The sequence below is a fragment of the Roseomonas sp. KE2513 genome (genome assembly GCF_016107305.1).
Lineage (GTDB): Bacteria > Pseudomonadota > Alphaproteobacteria > Acetobacterales > Acetobacteraceae > Roseomonas.
Window position 1 is genome coordinate 61,611 of the sequence record NZ_RCVR01000021.1, and the last position, 23,360, is coordinate 84,970.

At 65.5% G+C, this 23,360-nt stretch carries 15 protein-coding genes, 1 tRNA gene and 1 pseudogene; 4 read left to right on the forward strand and 13 right to left on the reverse strand.

Annotation, left to right across the window (positions count from 1 at the left end; genetic code table 11):
• Positions 1-2: 2 nt before the first annotated feature.
• From D9599_RS19600 to D9599_RS19635, 8 genes are read right to left on the reverse strand one after another with little or no spacing between them, the layout of a single operon-like run.
• Positions 3-5,294, reverse strand: a complete 5,292-nt coding sequence (locus D9599_RS19600) for an FtsK/SpoIIIE domain-containing protein (RefSeq protein ID WP_198382982.1) — start codon at positions 5,292-5,294, stop codon at positions 3-5.
• A 43-nt stretch (positions 5,295-5,337) separates the two neighbouring features.
• Positions 5,338-6,993 carry a hypothetical protein gene (locus D9599_RS19605; protein WP_198382983.1) on the reverse strand — a complete coding sequence of 552 codons (1,656 nt, stop codon included), beginning with the start codon at positions 6,991-6,993 and terminating at the stop codon, positions 5,338-5,340.
• Between the two features lie 2 nt (positions 6,994-6,995).
• Positions 6,996-8,864 carry a hypothetical protein gene (locus D9599_RS19610; protein ID WP_198382984.1) on the reverse strand — a complete coding sequence of 623 codons (1,869 nt, stop codon included), beginning with the start codon at positions 8,862-8,864 and terminating at the stop codon, positions 6,996-6,998.
• 14 nt (positions 8,865-8,878) lie between these two features.
• Entirely contained in the window at positions 8,879-9,691 is an 813-nt protein-coding gene (locus D9599_RS19615; RefSeq protein ID WP_198382985.1) for a phosphoadenosine phosphosulfate reductase family protein, read from the reverse strand.
• A complete protein-coding gene (locus tag D9599_RS19620; RefSeq protein ID WP_198382986.1) occupies positions 9,688-12,879 on the reverse strand; it encodes a hypothetical protein in 3,192 nt (1,063 codons plus the stop codon). Before D9599_RS19620 ends, D9599_RS19615 begins: the two co-directional genes overlap by 4 nt.
• Positions 12,876-13,805, reverse strand: a complete 930-nt coding sequence (locus tag D9599_RS19625; RefSeq protein ID WP_198382987.1) for a DUF4007 family protein — start codon at positions 13,803-13,805, stop codon at positions 12,876-12,878. The genes D9599_RS19620 and D9599_RS19625 overlap by 4 nt, the downstream gene beginning before the upstream one ends.
• Positions 13,802-14,992, reverse strand: a complete 1,191-nt coding sequence (locus D9599_RS19630; RefSeq protein ID WP_198382988.1) for a cysteine desulfurase family protein — start codon at positions 14,990-14,992, stop codon at positions 13,802-13,804. The genes D9599_RS19625 and D9599_RS19630 overlap by 4 nt, the downstream gene beginning before the upstream one ends.
• Entirely contained in the window at positions 14,989-15,153 is a 165-nt protein-coding gene (locus D9599_RS19635) for a hypothetical protein (protein WP_198382989.1), read from the reverse strand. The genes D9599_RS19630 and D9599_RS19635 overlap by 4 nt, the downstream gene beginning before the upstream one ends.
• Positions 15,154-15,644: 491 nt before the next feature.
• On the opposite strand from D9599_RS19635, the gene D9599_RS19640 reads away from it, so the two are divergent.
• Complete coding sequence (locus D9599_RS19640) at positions 15,645-16,727, forward strand: IS5 family transposase (protein WP_198382990.1); 1,083 nt, start codon at positions 15,645-15,647, stop codon at positions 16,725-16,727.
• 477 nt (positions 16,728-17,204) lie between these two features.
• Positions 17,205-17,277 (forward strand) — tRNA-Gly (locus tag D9599_RS19645).
• Positions 17,278-17,615: 338 nt separating this feature from the next.
• Here the strand turns inward: D9599_RS19645 and D9599_RS19650 are convergent.
• Positions 17,616-17,795, reverse strand: coding sequence for a hypothetical protein (locus D9599_RS19650; protein WP_198382991.1), 180 nt, complete (start codon positions 17,793-17,795; stop codon positions 17,616-17,618).
• 208 nt (positions 17,796-18,003) lie between these two features.
• On the opposite strand from D9599_RS19650, the gene D9599_RS19655 reads away from it, so the two are divergent.
• Positions 18,004-18,471, forward strand: coding sequence for a hypothetical protein (locus tag D9599_RS19655; protein WP_198382992.1), 468 nt, complete (start codon positions 18,004-18,006; stop codon positions 18,469-18,471).
• A gap of 142 nt (positions 18,472-18,613) precedes the next feature.
• Here the strand turns inward: D9599_RS19655 and D9599_RS19660 are convergent, their stop codons facing one another.
• Both D9599_RS19660 and D9599_RS19665 read right to left on the reverse strand, forming a co-directional pair.
• A complete protein-coding gene (locus D9599_RS19660; RefSeq protein ID WP_198382993.1) occupies positions 18,614-19,234 on the reverse strand; it encodes a hypothetical protein in 621 nt (206 codons plus the stop codon).
• Positions 19,231-19,476, reverse strand: a complete 246-nt coding sequence (locus D9599_RS19665) for a hypothetical protein (RefSeq protein WP_198382994.1) — start codon at positions 19,474-19,476, stop codon at positions 19,231-19,233. The genes D9599_RS19660 and D9599_RS19665 overlap by 4 nt, the downstream gene beginning before the upstream one ends.
• A 222-nt stretch (positions 19,477-19,698) precedes the next feature.
• Here D9599_RS19665 and D9599_RS19670 point away from each other — a divergent pair.
• A pseudogene (locus tag D9599_RS19670) lies at positions 19,699-20,169 on the forward strand (IS6 family transposase); the annotation flags it as partial.
• A gap of 702 nt (positions 20,170-20,871) precedes the next feature.
• Here the strand turns inward: D9599_RS19670 and D9599_RS19675 are convergent.
• Positions 20,872-21,516, reverse strand: a complete 645-nt coding sequence (locus D9599_RS19675; RefSeq protein ID WP_198382995.1) for a ParA family protein — start codon at positions 21,514-21,516, stop codon at positions 20,872-20,874.
• Positions 21,517-22,392: 876 nt separating this feature from the next.
• Entirely contained in the window at positions 22,393-23,325 is a 933-nt protein-coding gene (locus D9599_RS19680; protein WP_232480696.1) for a replication protein RepA, read from the reverse strand.
• Between the last annotated feature and the right edge of the window lie 35 nt (positions 23,326-23,360).

Below are 23,360 nucleotides of genomic sequence, written 5' to 3' on the forward strand. Positions count from 1 at the left end.
CCTCAGGCCGCCTTCGGCGTGGCCTGCGCCGCGGCCGCGCCGTTGCTCCATCCCGCCGCGATCGCCTCAGCAAGCCGGAACACCTCGTCCTCCCCGATGAAGGGCACCTGGCAGTAGATCTTCTCGTCGCTGTCGAGCTTCGCGATGAGGTGCCCCTTGCCGAGCAGGCGCTCAGCACCCTTCTCGCCTAAGGCGATGCGCGAGGAGCCCTCGTCGCCGAGGCGTAGGACCAGCTTGTTCCCTAGGTTCGTCCGGAGTTGCATGGTCATCACCTGGTTGTCGGCACGCTGGTAGATCATGAACAGGTGGATACCTGCCGCACGCGACTTGGTGGCGATCTCGTTGATGAGCGGCTCGACCGCTTCCTTGAAGTCCTCGTCCTGCATCCAGTTAGCCACCTCGTCGAAGAATACAAGGATGCGGGGCATCAGCCCTGACCCGGCAGCCCCAACACGGCGGTTGAACTGGTCGATGTTGGCGACGCCCGCCTGTCGTAGGCTCGCGTAGCGGTCCTCCATCTCCTGGACGAGCTTCTTGAAGAGCTCGACGGCGCCGGTCTTCTCGTCGACGATATCGTTCTTCAGGTGCGGCAACTTGCGCGCCCATGCATAGTCGACCCCCTTCTTGGGGTCGATCAGACGGATCTCCACCAGCGACGGGTCGTTGAAGGCGCAGGCGTCCAGCATGAGGCTGGTCGCCAGGATGCCCTTGCCGCTGCCGGTTGTACCCGAGACGATCGAGTGAGGTGCCGCCCGCTCTTGGTCTCCAAAGGAGCCGCCCAGGGGGAGGTAGAACAGCTCCCCGTCGTCCTCCTTCTCTCCGAGAACAAACGCCAAGTTCGACCGGGGTGCCATCTCCTCGAAGCGACGCCTGCGCCACGCTTCCGCCAGGTGCAGCACGACGCGCTTTGGACGTCTGAGGCCGACGACCACCCGTCCCGCCTTTGGGCTGATGCGGATGATATCCAGGCTGTACTTCGTCAACAGCTCGGTCTGCTTCCGCTCCAACCACGCCACGGTGACCGAACGCCCATCAAGGTCGATCAGACCGGAGTTCGGCGTCAGGCGAGACGCCAAAACAGGCGCGTCCATGCCCTCCTTCTGCAGGGCTGACTGCAGTCGCTTGACCTGCTCCTGAAGCCATGCGTCGCCCTCGCCGCTCGCTGCAGTGCGCCCCATGTCAGCTAATGCTGCTTGGACCTCCGGCAGCCATCCCGCCACAGTCGCTGTCGGCATTTCGGTCTCAGCTGCGTCTCCCAGTGTCGGCTCAGACGCCGAACCACCGGCTTGGCCCTCGGCCGTCGGGACATCCTCTCCGTGCTGCGGTTTGCCCACGATCTCAGTGGAGCTCTCCTGCCCGCCCGCTCCGTTCGCCTCGACGGGCTCGGTCACCTCCGACGCATCAGGCCAGTCCGGAGGCGTCCAGATCTGGGTTTTCGATCCGGTGTCGATGAGGCCCTTCAGCGAGTTCGCGACCGCGCTGCGGCTGAGCACCCATTGCGCCAGGCGACGACGCTTGGCCTTCGGCTCGTCAGCGTCGGGAACGAAGAGTATCTCTCCGGGCACTGCGCTGGTGTCATGAACGAAGACGATCGAGTGCCCTGACAACTCCAGCGGCGTCACCGGGGAGCGGAGATCGGCGAGCCATTGCGCCGAGGGCCGCCCGCCGATCTGGTCGAAGGGATCGATGTGCTCCAGGACGAGGTCGGCGAGCCGGTTCCGCCAGGTAGATGGGTCCACGGTGCCGTCACGCGCGACGAGACGCTGATGAAGGGTGCCGAAGGTCGCGATGAGCTGCTCGAGCGAGCGATGCCGCTGTTCGGACAGGCTGCTCTGCCCCACGAACTTGGCTTCCGCCACCATGAGGCGGATGACGGGACCACCCTCGGTCATCGCGAAGCAGACACCCAGGAGGTCCGCGCGCGAGCCGTCGAGCGACAGCCAAGGGGCGATGTCGTCCAGGAAGAACCACGCGGCCCGGAACTCCTGCGATTCTGCGCGGAGCAGGCGATTCAGCTCGTGCTGCGTCAGCACCAGCCCAAGGAGTTCCTGCGCGTAGTTCAGCTTCTGCGCCGCGCGCATGACGATGGCGCCCGACAGCGAGGCCGATGCGCGATGGATGGCCTGCCGGATGCGCGCCAGCCGATCTTCTGTCTCGGACGGAAGCGCGGCCCTCAGGTCGTCGATCAGGCGCTCCCCGATGACCTCTTCGCCGATCTCGGCCGATACGATCACGTTGTGGTCGGACCGAGGGTCGCTGAAGTACCGAATGATCCTCCGATCCGAGGAGCCGACGAGACGGCGGTCGGCAAGCCGGTCGTACGTCATGACCCAGTTGGCTAGGTGGTGAGCCTTGTCGAGTACCTCGCGCACCTCCCCGGCCTGGAATTCGACCTCCTGCATCGGGAGCCACGGATCGCCACTCTCGGACGCGCGTCCCTGAACGGTGTCGTGGAGCGCGTCCACGTAAGCCTGGACAGCCTCGGGCCCCGCGGGCGCCGTCAGGTAGCTGCCCGAGGTGGTGTCACCCTTGCGGAACGGCTTCCGACGCGACTGCGCTGTAGGTACGGCGGTCGCGAGCTGGGGCGCGCCCAGTCCGGCCGCCCGCGTCCACTTCACCTTGGCGCGCCGGGCGATGACGTCCTGAAGCACCACGACGTCGTGGGCCTTCGCCCCGCCAAGGTCAAGAAACTGACGGTCCACGATCGCGACGCGCAGGCGGGAGAGGAAATTCCGCGCCGCCTCGCTGGTGAGCGAGGCGTCGACCTCGTGACCGATGCGACGGTTCTGCCGCTCGTAGATGCGCCTCAGGCTCCCGACGTTCTCATGGGTCAGGACGAGATCGCAGCGCAGACCTGAGTCGCTATCGATCCGCCTCGCCATGCTTTCCGCCATCTGGACCGGCAGATCCTCGGACTCGGCATCGAGCAGCACCGTGGAGAAGCTGGCCTTCTCGTGAGGGCGCAAGTCCAGATACTCCTTCGCCACGCGCTCATACGCCTCGACGGTGCCTTCAGCGGGCTCGTCGGCAAGGACCTGGTCCGGGGCCGCAACCGGGCTTTCCAGAAGGCTGACGTCCGCGAGGTGCCGCGTCTCGGCGACGAGGGTGTAAGGGGTGCCCGGCAGCGCTCCGACGTCCGCATAGTAGGTGCGCGAGAGCGCACGCGAGAGGTCGTCCACGTATTCGCCGACCTCGGCTGCCAGCCGGGTTGGGCTCAGCACAACGCGCCGCATGCCTTCCGCGAGCTGTCGTGCCTTCGCGCCGATCTCGGCCAGCCTGAGGGGGTGCCAGGGCGTGACGATGAGTGCCTCACGGGCGCCCTCAACCACTGCGACGCCGATCCCGAGAAGTGGCGCCCAGAGCTCCCGAACGCAGACCTCGGCACGCGCCCGGATCGCGAGGGCGCGCAGCAGGTCGCCGTAAAGCTCGGCCTGCTGCATCAGGGCGTCGTCGGCCAGGCCGGAGCCGGAGCGCATCGCCTTAATCGCCATCGTGTACTCCGCCTGGAAGGCGTCCAGCACTGCGGAGAGCGTGGCAGCATCGTCTGAGGTGACGATACCTTCCGCGACCGCCTTGGAGAGGCTCGCTCGCCAGTTCTCGTCCACGCGGTGGGCGGATTTCCGCGGGTCGGCGAGCCTGCCATCGCTGTTCCCGCCGACGTCTGTGATCGTAGCGGCGCTCGCCAGGTTGACCGCCTGCACCGCCCCATGTCGGTCGTAGCGGTTGGCCGCGACGCGGGCGGTGAGCAAGGGCGTCCGAGCGGGATCGTGGGCCAGCACCTCCAAATCCAGGGGGAACGCTGTGATCATGGTGTCAGCCTTGGGCGTCCAGACCATCTGGGCACGTGGAGCCTTCCGCAGCGCCTCGCTGGACGGCGTGCCCGCCTGCAGGTCCGTCTTTTTCAGCGCCCATGCCTTGAGGTTGAAGTTGATGGCATCCTTGCCCGTGGACGAAACCTCGCCCGGATCCGCCGGGATCTGGGCCTCCCACGGGTCTTTCCAACACCGCCCGAAGTCAACGATCACATGGGGCTGGAGCAGCCGGTCGAGGCCGCGCCAGCGGTCGCGGAGCACGCGGCACAACTTGGTGTTCTTGTCCTCGGTCCAGAAGTCGAGGGACTCGGCGCCGTCGAGTCTGATGTAGAGGACGACGTCGCCCTCCTCCTCGGGATCGGGGCGCGCGCGCTCCGCGAGCATGAGGAGTCCGGCGGCGAGGTCATCTGTCTCGATGGGCTTGCGGAAGACCAGCTTTTCCCATCGCCGGTACAGCTTGGGGTCGGCGCGCAGCCGCTCGCGATGCTCGCCAAAGAACCGGTCGTACGCCTCCTTCGGCCGCGCGGTGTCAGACCTGAGGTCGTCGAGGAGGTCGAGGTCGACCTGCTTCAGGGCCGATGGGAACTTCCGCTCGAAGAACTTTCGCGTCTCCTCGCCGAAGGTCTCCTTCGTCTTCTTGCGGTCGCCCGCGAACAGCTTTTCCGTCTCGCCCCAGGGCACCTCCGCGGCATCGGCTTGCGCCTTGGTCCAGCCGCCGTCGCCGACATTAGCGTCAGCAAGCAGGGCTTCGAAGGCGTCTGCAGCCGAGTCAGAAATCTCGGCCGCCGTCCTCAGCTCGGAAAGACGCTTGCGGAGTTCCGACCTGGACAGCGGCTCGCCATCCCGCGCCTGCAGGTGCAGCCCGGGCTTGACCTCGTCTTGGAGGCGCCGGAAGAAGTGCTCCACCTCGGCGGCATCGGCGAGCTTCGCCCGCGTGTCCCCGGCGTCTGCGGACAGCCGGATCGCTGGCAGTGCCCGGCGCGCCGCGTTGGCCAGCTTGAGGCCGTCGGCGAGGTGGTGGCGCACGAGCCTGACGGCGAACTCGGCCACGCGCCGGGCGTCGAAGCCAACGCCCGAGCGCACCAGGCCGGACAGGATCGCGGCGAGCTGAGCGCGCGTCTCGTCGTCGGTATCGGGAGGCAGCGCCTTCGTCGCCCAGGTCTGCGCGTCCTCCAGAAGCCACTGGTCGTCGAGGTGTTCGACATGCGAAAGGCTCTGCTCGACGGATTTTACGTCGCGCGCCGGAACCGAGAAGAGAGTCAGCACGACGTCCGGGTCGGCGTGGTTCCGATGGTGCGTCGCCGTATCGTCGGATACCCGCGCGCCGCCGATGTAGCCTCCCGTCGCGAGTTCCGGATGTACGCAGGCGTCGATCCGGCCGCCGGTCACCGGAAGCGCGGCGACCTCGCGAGCGATGGAGCACGTGACGTCGGGCGGCAACCCCAGGATACCGTAGAGCAGCCGCCCTGCGGGCTCGGCCATGAGGAGGCCTTGCAGCCGATAGGCCGCGACCTTCCCGATCAGATCATGCGGCTGCATGGGCGGGGCTCCTTACCACAGCGCGTCCGCCGGAAAATGGGTTCACCACGAAGGCGCAGTCGTCCGATTTCCTGTTGATGAAGCCCAGAACCCGGAGGCGCTCCTCCAGCTTGCGCTCGTTCTCGCGCAGGTCTTCCAGCGGCACCGGAAGCTCGCCGCTACGCGTCCGGGCCTCTTCGGGTCCGATGACCACGTGATAGCGGCGGCGCAGGACGGAGAGAAACTGACCCAGCTCCATGGCGCCGTCCACGTTCGCCAGCACGAGCGCCTCCAGCAGGCCGTCCGAGGGTGAATACCATGTTCCGGCGCGCTGACGCGCGGTGAGCAGGCCCACCTTCTTGGCATGCGAGGTGAAGGTCGAGCCGATGTCGTGGTTGCGGGTTTTGGCCGCGTCCAGCATCGCCTGGAGCTGCTCGGCTGGAGACGGCAGCCCGGCCGCGCTCGCGGTCTTCTTCGGCGCCCAGGCGAACCGCTTCGACAGGAGGGTCTTGGCATTTAGACCGTCCATCGGCCCGGTCCCGATCCCGCTCCACTCTGGCGTGTCGGCATAGGACTGGACGAAAGCCTCGACGGCCTGCGACGGCAGCATCTTGTGCGCCTTGTACCGCTCGGCCGACAGCACCTGCACCGGGTTGTTGCGCGCCGATCCGGTCATCTCGAGGATGAACGGCATCAGGTTGGCCCGTCCAGCGACGTCCACCGCGCGCTCGGTGATGTAGATCACCTGATGCAGACCGCTGAGTCGCGCGAGGAACTCGAGCGCGTCCTCTAGTGGAATTGCCGACTGCGACAGGATGGACACCCAGTCTCGGGCTAGCTCGTCGTAGCGGTCGAGCCGGACGAGCGGCAAGTAGCCGATGGTGGGCGCCTCGACCCACTTCGGCTGATCGGTCGTGGCGTCCGCCTCCGGCCCCTGGAGCCGCCTCGCGATCCGGTTCCATGGTCCGTCCGCCTTCAGGACCCGGCTGCCGACGAGCTGGGCCAGCTGGTCGCGCTCGGCTGAGCGGTTCAGCATGAGGTAGAGGATCTCGCCGGTCCGCTGGAAGAAGCGCCGGTCCAACGCGAAGCCGTCATCCTTCATCTTGACGTCGGGGAACAGCATCGCCTCGCCGACCGGCTGGAGGTGCCGAGACGTCCACCGCTTCTGACCGAATTGCTCGACCTCTGCTGAGCGCATGAGCTCGAGCGCCTCGCTGAAATGCGTGAAGTCGTCGGAGAACGCCGACTTGAGGTACGAGAAATCGAGGTCCGGGAAGTCCTCGCTGGTGCGCTTTAGCCACTGGTGCCAGCGCACTTCGTCGTTGGAGCCGCCGCGGGCTGCGACGCGCCCGACCTCCTGGTCACGGAAGAGCAGGTGGCGAAGGTTGGTGTTGAGCTTGATGCGGTAGGACTGGCGTTCGTGCGAGGGAGCGTCCAGCGTGCCATCGAGGCCGGGGAACAGCGCCTTGCCCTCCCGTTGTCGGAAGGTGAGCAGCTGAAGGCACTCGATGAGCGTGAACCAGGGCGCCTGGTCGTCGTAGAGCGCGAGACCCCAGATGGCCGGGTCACACCACACGGTGAGCGCGTGGATCTTCTGGTGTTCCGGCACCGTCAGCGCACCCTTGGACAGCCACAGCTCGGAGTTGGTGTTGCTCGAAGGCATGTTCAGACTCCGATGTCGCGGCTCTGGATCTGACCGTCCCGGCCGGCCGACAGGATCAGGATGGGCAGGTACTCGGTCTCATCCCGCGCAAAGTGGTTCTCGATGAAGGAGGAAGCCGCCAGCGCGAAATGGCGGACCTCCTGCTGGCACTGACGGGAGAAGCTCGAGGGAAGGCTGCCGTCGGCGACCCGCATAAGGTACTCGAACAGGAGCGGCCGGAGTTCGAGCGGCGCCGACGCCACGTCGGACTGCCCCGGTGTCCGCAGCACGACCTGCAGGCGGGGACGGCCGGTTGCCGGGTCGAGGGCGGCCGTCAGCCGCTGAGGGGTCGCAGCCTTCCGCGGCACCGGATCCAGCGACGTGAACCGCCCGCTCGCGCCATCGGACCTCCCGATCGACCGGGCCAGCCAGACGCGCTGCGTCTCCTCCACCATCATGCCCGTCAGGGTGCGGTTGATGCCCTTCACGAGCTTCCCGGTGATCGTGTCCACGAGCTTGGCGTCGGTCGCAGGGCTACCGGACAGGGCTCCTGCGAAAGCCAGGTACTCCCCGGCGTGGTGATAGATTGTCAGCCGCCAGGGCGAGATCTGTCCTGCGCCAGCCGGCTCGTCCATCAGGAAAAAGAGCCGGCGTCTCTGGGCCTCCAGCGCCACGGCGAAGCCGTTCACGCCCGTCACCGCCTCAGTGCCGTCGCGGTAATGGCGAAGCCGCTGGCGGAAGAGGGCCTCTCCGTAGATCGGGTCCCTCTTCTCCAGCCGCTCCGCCGCCTCCGCGGGCATGCGATCCATGAGAAGGTTGTCGAGCGCCGTGTTGGTCTCGCTGCCCACGCCGAAGGTTTCGAGCGCGGAGAAGATCGTCAGCGCGCGTCGCCGCTCCGGCCGCACGTTCAGCCCGACGGCGTTACCGAACGGGTTCGTCCGCGCGTAGTCGAGGTCCTTCGCCCGCTTCCGCGCCTCTCCGCAGGTCAGCATCGGGCGATCGCGCTTCTTGGAGTCACCGAGCAGGATGTTCACAGCCAGGATGAGGATCTGCCGGATTGGCACGTGCTGGTCGTTCAGCGCCGCGATGCGGATCGCCTGCTTGAGACGGTGGCGGAACACGTCGGAGCCGTCGGGTCCGGAACCCATCAGGAGCGCTCGATTGAGGCGAATCGGGCAGGGATTGGCCGAGGACGAATCCTGTTGGCACTGTGTGCAGCCGGTGTCCCACGCTTCGTGCTTGAGGATGCTGTCGAGGACCGCGTCCAGGGTCTCGCCTGTCACCGTCCGGCTCAAGTTGACGAGCCGCACACGCAACTTGCCGGCCTCGGAGACCTCACTGTCCCTGTGCAGCATGTCGGTCAATGCACGCAGCACAACCTCGTACCGCGCCCGCCCGGGCGCTCCCAATTGCTCCTTTTCGCAGGCGTCACGCCAGAACTTGAGCAACTGACCGTCATTGGCGGCGACCAGGTAGAGGGTCTGGCGGTCCTCGCCGAGAAGGCTGCGAGTGACGCCCTCGATCTCCTCGGCCTTCGCAGCGTCGGTGAGCTGGCTGAGATCGCGGATGATGCGGAGCGGCCGCCCGCAGAGCGAGGTCGCGAGGACGCCCTCCTTGCCCGGCCAAAGCTTCGGATCGCCCGACGCCGCGTCGATGAAGAAGCGGCGGATGTGATAGGTCTTTCCGTCTCCTGCCGTCCCCGTGAGGATGAGGCTGCATGGATCGTCCCCGAGCAGGGCTTCCTTCATGGCATCGAGCTTCGGGGCGGGGGCCTCGATCGCCCGCACGCCGTGACGCGCGACAGCCGTCTGGACGTGCTCATCCGCAAGCGAGTCCGACGCGGCGGAGGGACCATAGCTCGCGAGGAACGCGATGAGAGGATTGTCCTTCATCCCGGCAGTCCCGCTCACAGGTGGCAGATCGCGCAGCCGTCGTCATCCGACTTTGGCTTCATTTCGCGCCTCGGCATGCGTTCCACGTCGGACAGGGAGCGCCCGTCCACCCAGGTGTAGCGGCGCCCGTTCCTGCCGCCTTCGTAGACCTTTGCCTTCTCGAAGAGCTCGGGGTGCCTCTCCCGCAGGCCCTGCCATTCCCCGATCTGCTGATAGAAGCAGAAATAGCAGCCCGATCGCGAACGCCACTCGTAGTAGCCCGGCGCACCAAGGCCGCTCTCCTCAAGGATGCGCTGCACGTCCGCAAGGATGATTCCCTCGTCCTTGAACGGGTAAACGGGGGAGATGTTCGGCTGTTCGGACAGCAGCACTGGCTTGCCGTTGCCTAGATATCCCGACCTGTTCTCGTCGGCGCGGATGGCGATGTACGAGTAAGCCTTGTCGGACCCGATGTGCCGCTCGAATGGGTGGATCTTCAGCATCCGCGTGCACCAGCGGGATCTCGGGCTCGGCAGGAACCCGGAGAAGTGGTCGTAGAGTACCACGTCGAACGGGTTCCGACCCGGCTTCTCGCCGATGCCGAGCATCTCGAGAGCCGTGATCCGAGTCACTTTCTTGCCCAGGACATGCTCAAGCCGCTCGAAGTAATCGTAGGTCTCCGGGAGCTCTGCGCCTGTGTCGGAGAAGACGTACTCGAACGGGACGTGCGGGTACTTTTGCGCGAGATAAATCGATAGCGCCGTGCTGTCCTTGCCACCCGACAGTGGCACGATGTGGCGTGCCGAGGCGTCGCAGACGGCATCCCCCGTCTTTGCAACAATAGTCATCGCGTCCCCCCTGCGGCCAAACGGACCGGCGCAACGTTTTCTCTGATTTTCTTGAGCTGCGCCTGCAGCGCTTCGATCCGGGCGTTGATGACTTCCTCGAGGTCGGCCCCCGGCTCCGGGGCGGACAGTGCCGCATCCTCAATGCGTGCGCGGCATTCGCGCAGCACCTTCCGCATCTGGGATGCCGTGCCGTCTTCCCAGCGATCGATGCCCCTCTGCAGCAGGACCGAGCTCACCGCACGCGCCAGACTCTCGGCGGTGTACCGTCCGTTCGTGGTGTCTTTCGCCGTGCGCAAGACCGCCTTGTCGATCATTGTGAGGTCCTCCCGGTGGAGGAGCGACGGGACGTCAAAGCAGCGAATCCAAGTCTGGACCCCGGCCACCGGATCCTCATCGTGGCGCAGGCTCAAGACTTCGGCGACGACCTCTACAGCCTCGCGCGTGTAGCCCTCGACGAGGCGGTCCACGTCCGCGCGGGCCTTCTCGGCCACCCGGAGCGTCGAGACGAAGCGCCCGCCCTTGTGCAGGTTTCCGAAAGCCTCGGGGAGCGCCAGCAGGATCAGCCGCGGTGGGTCGTCGATGTCGGCCAGCAGGTTCATCAGCTTGCGGCCATCGTCCGTGTGTCGCCTGGACCGGCGGACACCCTCCGATAGAGAGCGTCGCCATGCAGTTAGCGCATCGGAAGCGAAGCGGACGGCTTCGTCCGTGGGACCGGGCGTCCGATGGCTGAAGATGTAGGCTAGATCAGACAAATACTTACGGGTCTCGTCGTCCGACGGATGCACTTCCACCTCGATGCGTTGAGGTTCGAGAAACATCCGGCTCGCGTCGAAGCCCAGGACGTCGGTCGGGTAGGCGCCGTCGACGCGCAGGCTGACGGCACGGCCGAACGCCTTAAATCCCGAGACAACCAGCAGCGGCAGGACGCCCGCGGGAACGCCGATGGGCGGCTCCGAGAGCTTTGAGACGACGTCTGCGAGTGACCTCCGACCGGGCGTCTGGAAGAACTCCGCGATGACGGTCCAAGCGGCGCGAAGGCCCGGGTCTTGGAGGTCTTCCGGGGCGGCGAAATGGCCAGTGTCGCCACCGGAGGAGTACAGGCCCGTCTCCTCCAGCACGGTCCTCAGGACCGAGCCTTCGGCCGACGTCAGCTCCTCCTCGCGGTAGCCGAGCCTCGGATCGCCACCACGCTCGAGGATGCGGGTCAGCATGCGGACGCGGGCCGTCTCCATTTGGCGGGACAGGCGATTCCGCATCAGCTGATCGTTAACGATGCGAGGAGTCTGCGGATACAGCGTGTCCAGCAACGCGCTGGCTGCCACGCCCGCCGGATGGTCGCGGTTCACCCTCAGGCGCTCCCCGGCGCGCCACCATTCGGCCGTGTTCGGGCGATCGGTGGTCAGCCGGTGCAGCAGCACCGCGAGTTGGCGCCGTGCGACGGCGAGGAGCTCGGTCAGCTCCTGACGGATAAGCGGGTCCTCGGTCGCGAGCGAGCTATCGGCCTGGAGTGCGATTAAGGCGTCGATCTCTAATGCTGCGTCAAATACGGAGATCGGCTCCGAAGGCAGGACCACCAGGGCGCGACCGGAACCCGGCCATCCCCCCTCGATGCGCTTGCGTGCGCGCTCGAGCTCTTCGGCCGAATCCGCCAGCACGTAGTAGACCTGTCCCCATTCCGACTTGCCCTGGTCGGCTGCAGGCGGCGGAGCGCCTGCTCCCACGTCGCTAGCGTGGACATACCTGCCGGTCAGGTAGCGCGCCGTGCCGAACTTCAGGTTGTGGCCCGTCGGGCGCACGAACGGCGCAGGATGCTGCGCCTCGAGGAAGGTCAGGAGGTCAAAGCCCTGCATCCGCCGGGCGCGCTCGTCGCGGACGCGGCTCGCCAAGTCCACGTCGGCACCATGCCAAATGGAGACGTCGTCATTCAGCTTCCGATGAAGGAGGAGTTTGCGCGCTACGAGCACCTCGACGACCTCGGCCGCACGGTCGGCGGAAAGCCCGCCTCGGCTCGATACCGCAGCCTCCAATGCGGAGCGGGCAAGCCTGCGGCGCTCGCCGTCCACCCCCATTTGCAGGAGGCAGGCGGCCGCGAGAGCCTCACGCTCCTCTACGTCGACCGCCCGGCTGCGCGCGGTCTCGGTCTCAACCCAGCGGCGATGGGAGCCGCCAATGCCCACGTCCGATCGCATGGCATCTGCGAAGCCCTGGTACACCTCTTCCATGCCGATTGGGCGGGATAGGTCAACGCCGTCGATGAAGCCAAAGAGGCTGCGCTCGTTCTGGCCAATCCTTGCCACCAACCGCGGAAGAACGTGCAGAGCAGCCGCCGAGACCGGATAGGCACGCCCCAGCAGGGTGGCGACGTGGCCCTCGTCGGACATCCCGTCGAACCAACCCGCGGCAATGGCGCCGCGCGCGATGCGTCGGAGCACTGCGTCGTTGGGAGGCCGGACCCCTTCCGGGCGGCGCTCGGAGATGGCGGTCGCAGCCAACTCGTACAGCTCCTGACTGTCCTCTACGAAGCGGATCTGCTCGAGGCGCCCCTCGATCTTCCGCCACTCGTTCCTTGAGGTCTGGTTCAGGACCGTGGCGTAAGCGAGCAGGTTTTGGTGCAGCAGGAGCGTGAGGCTCGCCGAGGGCTCGCGCGCGCGGACGGTCCACTCGGCGAGGCGCTGGACCGCATCGAGCTCGCGCGACCTTCCCTCGCTGACAATGCCTTCGAGGTGGCGGCCGAACTCGTCCCACACGATGGCAATGCGATCCGCGCGTTCGACAGCCTCCAGAGCATCCAGGGCGGCTTCGATGCCGCGCCCCCTCTTCACGCCGACCGCCTCGCACAGCGCGCCCGGCAGATCGCGGACGTGCCCGCTGAGAACGATGACCCGGCCGTGCTCGCGCTGCTCCATGCGGCGCTCCGCCGCAATAGCAAGGTCAGGCTCCACCAGTCCCATCTTCGCGACAATGTCCCGAAGAACCGCTTTGTCGCCGTTCGCGACGAGAAGACATCCCACCCCCGCGGCCAGCGACTTCCCGCTGCCGTAGGCGGCGATCACCATGCGCGCCCCGCTTTCGAGGACGGCGCGGACGACCGGCGCCGAGCGAGTAGTCGGCTGATAGTGGGCGAGCCTGCGCGGATCGAGCAGATCCTCGCGTAGGTTGACCGAGCGGAACTGAGTGGCGCCACTCATGCCGCAGCCCCGATGCGCTGGAAGTGCCGGTCGAGCCAGTCAGCGGCGTCCGTCATCGGAACGCGCAGTCGACGCTCCGCGCCGAGCAGGTCGAGCGCGACCCCGCGCTCCTTGAACTCCGCGGCGGCCCGGATTGCCATGTCCTCGATGGTCTCCGCGTCGAGGTTGAAGACCGTGCCGGGGCCGCCCCGGCGCCCGAGCATCTCGGCGACCGACATAGCTTCCTGGCCAACATCAGCCGCCGCGAGCGCGACACACGCCGCGAACGCCTCCAGCGGCACGCCGTCGGGCGGGCGCGTCTTCTCGAAGCGGCCGGTGTCGGCATGCTTCACCACTAGGCCGAGATCGCGCAGCGGGGAGGATGTGCCGTCCTCCGGATCATGCGGCTCCGTGGCGGCTGGCGTCGCATATGCGAGCAGCGCACATGCGACGTCGCGCTGGGCGACCTGCTGTGAAGCCTCCTTCGCAGCGTTGAGGCGGAGATGCCGGACGTATGCGTCCAAGCAAACCGCACGATCGAAGTTGCGCTCGTGGAAATGCAAGAAGAACCAGCCCCAAATGCTGTTCGTCCGGCGAGCCAAGTGCAGGTGCACGAACCACCAAGTGGCCGGATACTCGAGGTAGGGATCCCGCTGCTGGATCACCTGCGCAAGGCGCGTCAGGCGCAGGTCGCGCGACCGGCGTGCTCCTTCGTCGCCAGCTTCGCGCTCGGCGAGGCCGGTCGCCTCCATCCAGTACCGGAGGGACTTCACCATCCGGGTGCCCAGGCCAAGCTTCACGACGGCGGTCTCCTCGTCGTTGAAGCCCTTGTCCGCGCCGGTCATGTGGCCGATGCCCTTGCCGAGCCAGCCATGCCGGACGGCGAAGGTCTCGTGCCGCCCGAACTCGAACTTCAGGCGCTCCCTAGTGGCGGATGACGCCGTCATGTATGCTTCCCCAATGCCTGAGCGACGACGCGCGCCGCGCGCTGCGCCTCTTCGGTGGTGTTGAGCGTGGAAAACGAGAACCTCACGCTCGAATACGCATCAGCCTCGGACAGCCCCATCGCGCGGAGGACATGCGACGGCTCTGGCTTCCTGCTAGAGCAAGCTGATCCCTGTGAGCAGGCAACGCCAAGCGCGTCGAGCCGCGCCACGAGCTCCATGCCATCCCTGCCCGGGAACTGGACGCTCGAAGTGTTCGGCAGGCGCGGCGCACTACCGCCATTGACCATGGCTTCAGGCACCGTTGAGGCGAGTTCCTCTTCGAAGGCGTCGCGGACAGACCGCATGTACGTGACGGCGTGATCGAGCGTCCGCGCGCGCATGGCGGCGGCCAGCCCGAGCCCGGCGATTCCCGGCAGGTTGTGCGTGCCCGAGCGGAGCCCGTGTTCCTGCCCGCCACCGAGGAGCAAAGGCGAGATGCGGTCCTCGTCGGGATCGGCCAGCACCAAGGCGCCGGTGCCGTGTGGACCGTTGATCTTGTGTCCGGAGAAGGCGACTGCATCAACGCCGGTCGCGGCAAGGTCCACAGGCATGCGCCCGACCGCCTGCGCCGCATCACTATGCACGAAGGCGTCGGGTCGGACGGATCGGAGCGCGACCACCAGGTCGGAAACCGGCTGAATGACGCCCGTCTCGCTGTTCGCCCACTGCAAGCTCACGAGGACCGGGCCTGGGGGGGCCTCGGCCGCCGCTCGGCGGAGCTCGTCGGGGTCGATCAGGCCTTCGGAGCCGACCGGGAGAACGCGGAGGCGGCTGCCCCGGCGCGCGAGCGCCTCGGCTGGACGCAGCACCGAGGCGTGCTCCACGGCGCAGGTGATGACGGACCGCCATGCGGAGGCGGGCTCGCCTCCGAGCAGCACTGTGTTGTTCGCCTCGGTGCCGCCCGAGGTGAACCTGACGCCGTCCGGGTAGCCCCCTCGGACCAGCTCGCAGATGCCGTCACGGGCGACCTCCAGGACGGCACGCGCCTCGCCGCCGAGCCAGTGGGCGCTCGAAGCATTGGCCCAGGTCTCCGCCATGGTCCGGGCGACTAGGTCAATCACCTCGGGCAACGGGCGCGTGGTCGAGTTGTGGTCGAGGTAGATTGGGGCCGAAACCGGCGTGTGCGGGATGCGCGCGAGCAGCGTCACAAACCCCTCTTAGACATATAACCCTTCCAGATCACCTCGAAGAGGTCAGCCACCGACATACCTTTTCGGGCAGCCTCGACCTTCACCTCAATGATGCGTTCAGTGGTCATGCGGACGCCGAGCAAGGCCAGCCGCCGCTCGGACGACTCCGCCTGGTGCAACCGGATACACTCTTCTGACGTGTCCTCCACCCCCACCGCCCCTGATGACTTGTCGTCAAGTCTGCGGCGTTAATGACCGTAGCGCAATATGTAATCATTGCATTTACATCATAAAGACTGAGCGAGGGACCCGGCGCACACTCGGTCGTCGTGATTTTCGTCGCTGTGGTGGCTATCTCAGCCCGATGCTGTTCGAGGATCAACACGCCCAGCAAACGGTCAAATCCGCCGCCTGAGCCTGTCCACTCCCAAGGGCTTACTCCACAACGCAGTCGCTATCCTGCGCATACTTCAAGAGATGTCCGACGTACCGCCATTCTGGGAAACGACGAGCGGCGTAGACGGGAACGCTATCCTTTGATCCTTGGAGAAGGAATTTGACCGATACGCCGGCGCAATTCCGCTTTAGCAGGTCGCGGAAAAAGCCCCTGGTCAAACCGGTTTCGGTCTGAATGACTTGGTTAAACGAGTGAGGCTGTCGAGAGGGGCGGATGCGCGGGTCGGATCGGCGGACGGAGCAGCTGTTCAGCTACCTCAGCCCGGAGGCGATGGTGCCGAAGAGCCATCCTTTGCGGGTGATCCGTGAGCTAGGGAACGCGGCGCTGGAGCGGCTCTCGCCGAAGTTCGAGGGGATGTATTCGGCAATTGGGCGCCCCTCGATCCCGCCGGAGCAGCTGCTGCGGGCACTGCTGCTGCAGGCGTTTTTTACGGTGCGCTCGGAGCGGCAGCTGATGGAGCAGCTGGGCTACAATATGCTGTTCCGCTGGTTCGTCGGGCTATCGATGGATGCGCCGGTGTGGGACGTGACGGTGTTCACGAAGAACCGGGACCGGCTGCTGGATGGCGACGTGGCGCGGGCGTTCCTGGCCGCGCTGCTGGCGGACCCGCGGGTCAAGCCGCTGCTGTCGGACGAGCACTTCTCGGTTGATGGCACGCTGATCGAAGCCTGGGCCTCGATGAAGAGCTTCCGGCCGAAGGACGGCGGCGACGAGCCACCCGCGCCCGGGCGCAACGGCGAACGCGACTTCCACGGCGAGAAGCGTGGCAACGAGACCCACGCCTCGATCACCGATCCGGATGCGCGGCTGTATCGGAAAGCTCAAGGCCAAGCCGCGAAGCTCTGCCACATGGGCCACGTGGCGATGGAGAACCGCCACGGCCTTGTGGTGCAGACCGACACCACGCACGCCACCGGCACCGCCGAGCGTGAGGCTGCGACCGGGATGGTCGGCGAGCTGCCCGGCAGCCACCGCATCACGGTCGGCGCCGACAAGGCCTATGACACCGCGGGGTTCGTCGCTGACATGCGCGACCTCGGCGCTACTCCGCATGTGGCCCAGAACGACAGGAACCGCCGCTCGGCGATCGACCATCGTACCACCCGCCATCCCGGCTATGCCGCCAGCCAGCGCCTGCGCAAACGGATCGAGGAGGTGTTCGGCTGGATGAAGACCATCGGCGGCCAGCGCAAGACCCGCTTCCGCGGCACTGCCAAGGTGAGCTGGAGCTTCACCCTCGCGGCGGCCGCGTACAACCTGGTCCGCCTGCCGAAGCTGCTGGCTGCCGCGGCGTAGCCACGCCCGGGGTCTGAACCGAGTGTGCCGGGCCGCATAAATTCTACGCGGCAGCACACGAAAGTCGGCGAACTTACCCCGCCGCAGCTCTCTCCAGGCCAACCTGGAGACCGGAAAACCTCAACTTTTCACCGTTCTTCCGCAGCCTGTTAGAGGTTCGCTCACCTTTCCCTGGTGTCATTGCCCTTACTGAGAGGGCCGACACTAAACACCTCTGACAGTGCGCCGTTGGATCTGGAATGGCCTGGGCTGCTAAGGCCTGCGAGAGCAGCCACGGCAGTCCCCCTCGGTAGCGGCCGGCCGGTTGGGTTGACAGCACCACCGGCCGGCCACTTCGCAGCTCGTGCGCTGCTATCTGCTCACCAGCGGCAGCTCGATCGTCGCGCCCTGACAGGGCGTAAGCGAAAAGCCGACAGCCGCAGCAACGGCGTCTTAACTGGCGTCGTGCAAAGTAGGGTCAGCCTGGTCACAGACGCGGCGGGGATAGCTCAACGGTAGAGCTGCAGGTTTCCAACCTGCTGATGGGGTTCAATTCCCTCTCCCCGCTCCACTCCGCCACTTCCCCTCGCCGCGCTGAAGCAGTAGCCACGTAGCGCCCGTCCCCGGCGTCTTGGGTGGGCCGCTCAACCCCACGATGGAAGCGGACCCGCCGCACTGGCTGCACCGCAGTTTGGGCACTACCTCCGCCCATGTCAGGCCGGCGGGGATCTGGGGCACGAGATCGGCCACTAGGCGGTTCCGCCTCGAGCAAGTGCCGGCGCACTGCATGACGAGTTCCCAACCCTCGGCCGGCGCGGCGAAGTCCAGCACGGACCGGGCCATGGCTTCCCGGTCGCGGCGAACAGGCTCGGGTTCGTCCGCTGTCATCGAGGCGCGCTCGTCCACGCCTCAGTGCCCATCCCCGCTCTGCTGCTGCACCCGCCCCGTCACCTCGGCCACAGCGCGTGCCTGGGCCAGCAGCAGGCGCCGGCCTTCCTGGTCTAAGCCATCCCAGATGGTCCCGAGCTCGGCGCGGCCTGGCGCCGCCCTGACGGGCTCGGGCGGGGTGGGGAGAAGGGTGAGCTGCACGGCCAAAACCCTCAAGAGAGCGAGGAAACAGAGGCCAAACGAGAACTTAAAGTGAACAGTTGTGGCTGCACCTCCACCAAAATGCGCGGGAACAGCTTGCCACGCTAAATTCCATCTTGGTGCAAGATCTTTCCAAGATGGCATTGTAGCTGGACTAGTACGTCACCATTTGTCATCTAGACCCATGGTGGGTCGAGGTGGATCCCAAATGATGTTGACTATCTCGGGCGAAGAGTTCGCCAACCTGAGCAACGCCACTCGCAGCGAATTGCTCGCCATCCTGGAGGGGAAGGAGCGGGCATCATCGGTGCCGTCGGACATGTCGCCGACGATGGATGAACGCTACCGCGGTATCGATATGACCAACGTTGCGGACCTCACCTTCAAGCAGATCCAGCAATGGATGGTAGCAGCCTCAGACCAGACCAAGCTCGGTCTCCGGGTTTTCGCGGAGCATGGTCCTGTGATCCGCGCCCAAGCACTAGTTGATGCGGGGATCAACAACCTCGCTCACTTCCAGTCACGCACCACAATCCGCACTCGTACCATCACTGGTGACAAGGGCATCTTCCTTTTGGGATGGGACGATTGGGGGGAGGTCGACAACCTCCAGGGCAAATATGCCGTGACACCGATTACGCACCAGTCATTGCGGCGCTTCTTTTTGCTGGGCTAGCAGCCCTGCATAGTTGCGACCTTGAGCAGGACATCGTCCCCTTACCACCCTACCTCAAGCGGATCGCCAGGCCGATCGGTGCAACACACCCCCGTTCGATTTGATTGAGATCAGGGTGTTGCCCTGCCGCGGGTAGGCGCGGCTACGGCTTGGGCGGACCCTTCTTGGGCCGCTTGACGAAGGTCCGCTGCACCCATCCCCGGTGAACCTCGACCGGGGGCTTGGGCTGACCGGCAAAGGGGTCGATCAGCATCCCCTCAGGGTAGCGGGTGAGCGGGGGCCGGGCGGGGCCGAGCACCACCACCGGCTTGCGGGCGGGCGTGGGCAACGGGATGGCCAGCGCGGCCGCGGCGGCCTTGGCCTGCTGCAGGGGCAGGTTCTTGCCGGGGAAAGGCCTCTTGAGGTGCCGGTGGTCCGACACCTCCATGATGATCAGGCTGTCCGGCAGCTGCAAAAGGTAGACGATGTCGTCGCTGCCCGCGTTGCCGAGGTGGAGATGCATGCAGCGCCAGGGACCCAGCAGCAGGTCATCGCCACCAGGGCTCTGCCGGTAGTAGGGCGCGAGCTTAACCGGGTCGCAGTCCGTCTTCAGGATGCGGAGCAGCTTCGCCAGGGACAGCGCCGCGTCCGAGGACATCGTGTAATTGGGCGGGCTATACGGCCGGTCGTTGGAGGGGCCCGCCGGGTTCGCGAAGATGACGCGCTTGGGCCCCGGGCGGAGAGTGCGCTCCGCCAGCGCATGCTCGATATTAGGAGGCTTCAACCCCGGCCGAGGCCCATGAGGGCGGCGGCGATCTCTTCATCGGTGCGGCCGTCTAGCTCGAATTCGTGGTACGTCGCCTGACGATTGGCCACGGAGAGGATCTGCCGCTCCAGCGAGCTCTGGACGTGCCTGCGGCGCGGACCACGAACGACAACCCGGCGGTTGGTCTGCGCCTTGGGGTCCTCCTGCGGGGTGGGAGTGGGCTCACCCCAAGCCGATGGCACTGTCATCCGTCCCATCATGTTGCCGCCCTCCTCTTCCTAGTCTGCCAGGCAAAATCTTGCCTAACAGCGAATATTTTATGGGGTCCTCGAGGGCTTAACGCAAATCACAATAGGCGTTTGCATCCGGTACTCGCTTCGCCGCCACCGCCCGGATCTCCGCGATCAGGAGGTCCAGGGGCATCGTCAACTTGGCCGGCCGCCAGCTTGCCTGAGCGGCCCACCGCCGGGTACGCGGGTGGGATGACCGCCCCCGCCTGCCCCAGCTTTGCCGGGTATCGCTTCCCGGCCGAGATCATCAGCCAGGCGGTGTGGCTGTATTTCCGCTTCCCGCTCAGCTTGCGCATGGTCGAGGAAATGCTGGCCTTCCGCGGCATCGTGGTCAGCCACGAGACGCTCCGGCAATGGGGTCGCAAGTTCGGCCAGGCTTTCGCCAATGCGATCCGCCGCCGGTTGCCCCAGGCCGGTGACAAGTGGCACCTGGATGAGGTCGTCCTCAAGATCAACGGTGTGACGCACTGGCTTTGGCGCGCCGTCGATCAGGCCGGGATGGTACTCGACGTGCTGGTGCAGAGCCGACGGGACAAGCAAGCTGCCAAGCGGCTACTCAGGAAACTGCTGAAGCGGCAGATGCAGCCACCACGGGTCCTGATCACCAACAAGCTGGCCAGCTACGGTGCCGCGAAGAAGGAGGTGATGCCTTCCGTCGAGCACCCCGCCGTTCTGGCCTTCTCGCGGGTGCCAGGAGCCACCATCCTGTGGCAACCGCCCCCTCCCCTACCCTTACGCACGATAATAGGCTGTTATCAAATCGGATGATTGCCGTGGTGGCCCTGAATATCTATCCCACCAAGCCATAGGGAAATTTCCGGCGGTCACCCTAAAGCCGGTCGAGGCGGCAGGCCCTCTTTAAAGACAAGAAGGCCCGGAAAGGCAATTGCCATAGCCACGCATACCGTCCGCAATGACAGTAATTCCAGCATGTTAGCCCTTCATCATGATGCGTGCATCACGCATCATGGATCACGCATCTTGATGTATGTGGCACTTACCACGGCAGACCCCTGCCCTTCATGTACGCGTCCATGGCGTCTCCCAGAATGTCCTGGATCGGGCGGCGCTCCTGAATGGAAAGCATCTTCAGCCGCTCCCACCGTCCCTCAGAAAGCCTCAGCGTTACGCCAGGCAGTTGCCGGCTCGCGCTATGGGTCCGCACTCGTCCTGTTGAGGTGACCTGCCGGACCCGCTCCGGGGCTGCCGTAGGCGCTGGATCGGCGGCAAGCGTTGGGGCCTCGGGTTCCAGCGGTTGCGCCGGGGGAACTTCCCGCGGCATCGGAGCGGGCGGTAATAGGGCACCTGAAGCGGCTGGTGCATCGCGTTTAATAAAATCCGAGAAACCTTTCTTTGGAGCGGTGCTCATGCTGCAGCCTTCACCTTGCTCGTGCCCAGCTTCTCGATTTCTTTCCAGATCTGCTTAATTTCCTTGGCTGCCTTGCTGCTCGGATCGAACTCGGCCACGGCCTGCCCCTGGGTCAGCGCTCGGCGGTAGACCTTCCGTTCACCCATCCAACTGGAGAGCATTGGCAGGCCGAGCGCCGCCATCGCCTTCTCAGTCTCGTTGGTCTCCTCGTCCCGCCGGGACGGAGCCCGGGTCATCACAGCGACCGCCGACACTTTATTGGCTTTCAACAGGTCAACTGTCCGCTGGGTGGCCGCCACATCCAGGATGGAAGGCTGCACTGGCACGATGGCGAGATCCACGGTGCGGGCCACTACCTCGATCGCCGGAGCCGTATGTGGCGCGGTGTCGATGAAGACGACTTGGTAGCCTTCCGCCTCCGCCGCCTCTAGCGCTTCACGCAGCTCGGCCGCGATCACCGCCGCTACCGGCGGGGCGACGTCACCACGTGCTGCGCCCCAGACCGCCGAGGCGCTGCCCTGCGGGTCAGTATCGATGATGGCCGTTTTAAAACCGGCCTGCTCAGCTGCTACCGCTAAGTGAACGCATAGCGTCGTCTTGGCAGCTCCGCCCTTCTGCTGAACGAGAACGATTCTACGCATTGATCCCCTATTCCCCGGCAGAGCGATGCGTGCATCACGCATCGCTCTGCACGCTTCACGTTGTAGGTGGGCTGTGCCCCCGCACTACCGTTTCTCCAGTGGTACCTTGCCCGATCAAGCTCGTCTCCGCCAGCGGTGATGGGTGCATCACGATGAATGCAGCACGCATCGTGGCGAACGGGGCACGCATCGCGCCGATGGTCTGAGGTCCAGCCCTCAGCTTCAAGACTTTAATGTGCATCACGCATCACGCCGAATGCGTTAAGGCGACCGCAAGGGTGTGTGTGCCCGATGGTAGATGCGTGCATCACGCATCGCGATCAACCTGATGACCCATTTGCTGGCCAGAGGCCCCGATGCGGTAATGACGCCCGGGTGGGCTGAAAGTTCGGCGGGTAGGTGCCCCGCTGGAGAGCTAACTCTGACCCAGACGATCCCTGGAGCAGCACCCAGGTGCTCCGGCCGCTGCATCGGGCGATCGCTTCCATGTTAATGACCGCACTTGAGGCAGAGCGGAAGCGCCCACCAAAAGCCCATAGATGCATTCCTGATGCGTGGTGAACGAATGGTGCATCACGCATCGCGCATCATGTTAAGCAATGCAGAAGGCGAGGGCGGAGCACCCTGCTCATTCTCTCGCTAGCAGGTGATCCATAAGCTGGGACCATCTCCCTGCCTGCAAAGCTCCGCTCGAAGCCAAAGGGGGTGGCACAGGAAGACTCGGAAATTAACCCTTAAGCGAGAGGCTCCCACACGGGCGGAGCGCCACCAGAGTCCAACTCCGCAAGTCGCTGAAGCCTTGCCCAGCCGCAATTATCAAGACGGCCGCTTCCATGACCGACAGCCGCAACGGAGCTTGGTTGGACTCTACTGGCGCTAGCGCTTCGCAATAGCCGGGAGTGAGGGATGCAGGGTGATACCGTTCTCGGCCAGGGACACCCGCGCCTCGGGATAAGCGGCCAGCGCCAGTTGGAGGCTGTCCAGAAACTGCGCACGGAAGGCCCGTAGGCGCTTGAAGCCCGCGCCGAACTGTCCGTAGAGCGCCGACCAACTTACTTCTTGGTCGCGCTTCAGAGCGTGCAGCCGATAGGCCAGCCAGATATAAACGTCGAGCGTCATGGAGCGCGGGCCGATAGCCTGCAGCGCTCCTTCGCTCACCGGTACCGGATGCTCTCTCAAGGCCCGATAGAACGCCTCATCCAGCATCACACGGTCCTGCCAGAGTTGGGGCTGCTCTCCGTTGCCATGCAGAGTAATTGCCCCCTCCACGAAGCCGCCGTTGCGCAGCAGCTCCGCATCGCCAGTCCCGGCAAAGAAGGTTAGTCGACAAACCGAAATGCGCTTGGCTTGCTCTTTTACCAAGCGGTAGCTGTTACCGCCGATTGAGAGGCCCATCCGCCCAAGCCAGACCTGCATTGAGCGGCCCAGTTCGATTTCGCGGCTGCCCGTTTTGACTGCCTCCGATTGCAGGAAAAGGAGGATAAAGCGGGCATAGGAGCCATAAGGAAGGCCGACGAGCTGGCCTTTGCGATCCGCGCCGGATTGCAGAATGAGCGTGAGGTTATGCCCCTCACGGCGCCAGACGGCCTCCTCCTGCTCCTTGTGCGGCAGCGAGGTCAGCGCGAAGCCGGAGTATGTGAAGCCGATACTCTCTGTCTCTTCGCTTAGAACTCGGTAAGCGGCCTCGACTACGGCGCGCTCATGGGCGTTGACTGCCTGACGGCGAGCTTCTTCCACCCCTTGCGTTCGAATTAAGCGGTGGATCTCAGCCATGACGCCAAAGTGGCGGTCCATCGCCGACAGCGTCAAGTTGGACTCTAGTGGCGCGGACTATTCGAAAGAAT

Bases quoted from the DNA above. Each gene is read 5' to 3' on its own strand.
- D9599_RS19600 (WP_198382982.1), bottom strand. From the start codon at position 5,294: ATGGCCGAGCCCGCAGGGCGGCTGCTCTACGGTATCCTGGGGTTGCCG.
- D9599_RS19605 (WP_198382983.1), bottom strand. From the start codon at position 6,993: ATGCCTTCGAGCAACACCAACTCCGAGCTGTGGCTGTCCAAGGGTGCG.
- D9599_RS19610 (WP_198382984.1), bottom strand. From the start codon at position 8,864: ATGAAGGACAATCCTCTCATCGCGTTCCTCGCGAGCTATGGTCCCTCC.
- D9599_RS19615 (WP_198382985.1), bottom strand. From the start codon at position 9,691: ATGACTATTGTTGCAAAGACGGGGGATGCCGTCTGCGACGCCTCGGCA.
- D9599_RS19620 (WP_198382986.1), bottom strand. From the start codon at position 12,879: ATGAGTGGCGCCACTCAGTTCCGCTCGGTCAACCTACGCGAGGATCTG.
- D9599_RS19625 (WP_198382987.1), bottom strand. From the start codon at position 13,805: ATGACGGCGTCATCCGCCACTAGGGAGCGCCTGAAGTTCGAGTTCGGG.
- D9599_RS19640 (WP_198382990.1), top strand. From the start codon at position 15,645: ATGCGCGGGTCGGATCGGCGGACGGAGCAGCTGTTCAGCTACCTCAGC.
- D9599_RS19655 (WP_198382992.1), top strand. From the start codon at position 18,004: ATGATGTTGACTATCTCGGGCGAAGAGTTCGCCAACCTGAGCAACGCC.
- D9599_RS19665 (WP_198382994.1), bottom strand. From the start codon at position 19,476: ATGATGGGACGGATGACAGTGCCATCGGCTTGGGGTGAGCCCACTCCC.
- D9599_RS19675 (WP_198382995.1), bottom strand. From the start codon at position 21,516: ATGCGTAGAATCGTTCTCGTTCAGCAGAAGGGCGGAGCTGCCAAGACG.